1 protein-coding gene and 1 pseudogene are annotated in these 2,000 nt (G+C 71.7%); one reads left to right on the forward strand and one right to left on the reverse strand.

From position 1 onward, the window contains the following. Positions 1-1,024, forward strand: a 1,024-nt coding sequence (gene sucB / locus VNT50_RS11495) for a 2-oxoglutarate dehydrogenase, E2 component, dihydrolipoamide succinyltransferase (protein WP_325485257.1), incomplete at its 5' end; no start/stop codon positions are given. Between the two features lie 13 nt (positions 1,025-1,037). Here the strand turns inward: sucB and VNT50_RS11500 are convergent. Continuing rightward, positions 1,038-2,000: pseudogene (locus VNT50_RS11500) on the reverse strand (hypothetical protein); the annotation flags it as partial.

Below are 2,000 nucleotides of genomic sequence, written 5' to 3' on the forward strand. Positions count from 1 at the left end.
CGCGGCCGCGGCTCCCGCCGCTTCACCTCAGGCGCAGGCGGACGCGCCCGCGCCTCAGGCGCAGCCGGCCGCACCGGCGGAGCCCCCGACCCCGACGTTCGTCGATGACGCGTCGGGCGACCGCAGCTACGTGACTCCGCTCGTTCGCCGCCTCGCCGCGCAGCAGGGGGTCGACCTCGACACGGTCAAGGGCACCGGTGTCGGAGGACGCATCCGCAAGGAGGACGTGCTGAAGGCCGCCGAAGCGGCGTCGGCACCGGCCGAGGCTGCTCCGGCAGCGACCGCATCGCCCAAGCTCGAGGTCTCACCCCTCCGTGGCACATCCCAGCCGATGTCGCGCCTTCGCAAGGTGCTGGCCGAGCGTGCGGTCGCCTCGATGCAGGCGACGGCTCAGCTCACGACCGTGGTCGAGGTCGATGTCACCAAGCTCGCGGCCTTCCGCGACCGGGTGAAGGGCGATTTCCAGGCGAAGACCGGCGACAAGCTCTCGTTCCTGCCGTTCTTCGCGCTCGCATCGGCCGAGGCGCTGCAGGCGTTCCCGGTCGTCAACTCCACCGTCGATGGCGACCAGATCGTCTACCCGGCGTCGGAGAACCTGTCCATCGCGGTCGACACGGAGCGCGGCCTGCTCACGCCCGTGCTGCGCGACGCGGCGTCGAAGAACCTCGCCCAGATCGCCCACGAGATCGCCGACCTCGCCGATCGCACGCGAAACAACAAGCTGAAGCCCGACGAGCTCGGCGGCGGCACGTTCACGCTGACCAACACGGGTTCGCGCGGCGCGCTCTTCGACACACCCGTGGTGTTCCTGCCGCAGTCGGCGATCCTCGGAACGGGCATCGTCGTCAAGCGGCCCGGCATCGTGAAGGTCGACGGTGCCGAGGCGATCGCCATCCGCTCCTACGTCTACCTGGCACTGTCCTACGACCACCGGATCATCGACGGCGCCGACGCGGCTCGATTCCTCGGCGCGGTGAAGTCGCGCCTAGAAGAGGCGAACTTCGCCCCTGATCTGGGCATCTAGCAGGCTGCTGCCCTCACGCGGATGGCTGTTCTGCGACGTCGTACACGTCGCGGAGCAGCCATCTGTCGTTCGCGCGGACGATCACGATGAGCTGGGGCGCGGCATCGCCCGCCAGCGCCTCGACACGCAGCACCGCCACACCGCCGTAGTCATCCAGCGGCGTGATCGTCCTCGCGGTGCGATCGAGGTCGATGGCGCCCGGGGGTGGTTCGAGGGAAGGCACCTCGAGCACCGCGTCGAGGCACGACGGGTCACTCCCGCTCCGGCACTCGGCGAGCCGATCGAGCAGAATCCCGGCCTCGCCATCGAGCGGGAGGCTCGCCGCATTCGGTGCGTCGGTCGTGGAGGGCGCCGGCGAATCCGAGCCGGCCGGCACGGGCGTGGAAGCGGCGGGCGACGGATCCGCGGCGTGTGCAACGGGTTCGGAGCCGTCTCCGGTCGGCCAGAGCGCTCCCCCGAGAACGATGGCGCCGGCGACGCCGGCCGCCGCGATCCAGGGTGCGCGCCGCCCACGGCCGAGGCGCGACCGCAAAGACCGCACGGCACCGCCGATGGCGACCGAGACGATGTCGGCGAGTTCGCCGTCGACGTGACGCGCTATCGCGTCGCGGAAAGGACGCGCCGCGCCGGCCGGCGGATCGTCGGGGGCGAAAGGGCGAAGCGCCGGTGCATCGAGGTCGCGAGCCCGCGCCGACGGGAAGACCGCGGTGGCGAGCGGCTGGGCGGCGCACGCATCGAAGAGCTCGGCCTCGAGGCGGCCCACTCCGCTCGCGAGTGATCGGGGCTTGTCGAGTGCGGCGATCGCGGCGCCGAGAAGACGGTTCAGGTGCCGATCACCGCATCCCGATGCCATCTCCTCGAGTATCCGGCGCGCACCCGCCTCGGCGGCGTCACCGGACTCGGCGTGCACGAAAACGGGGCACCCCGCATCCGTCAGCCACCAGGCACCGGTCGGGCTCGGCGCGTCGCCGCCGCG

This window comes from Microbacterium sp. (assembly GCF_035554235.1).
Classification (GTDB): domain Bacteria; phylum Actinomycetota; class Actinomycetes; order Actinomycetales; family Microbacteriaceae; genus Microbacterium.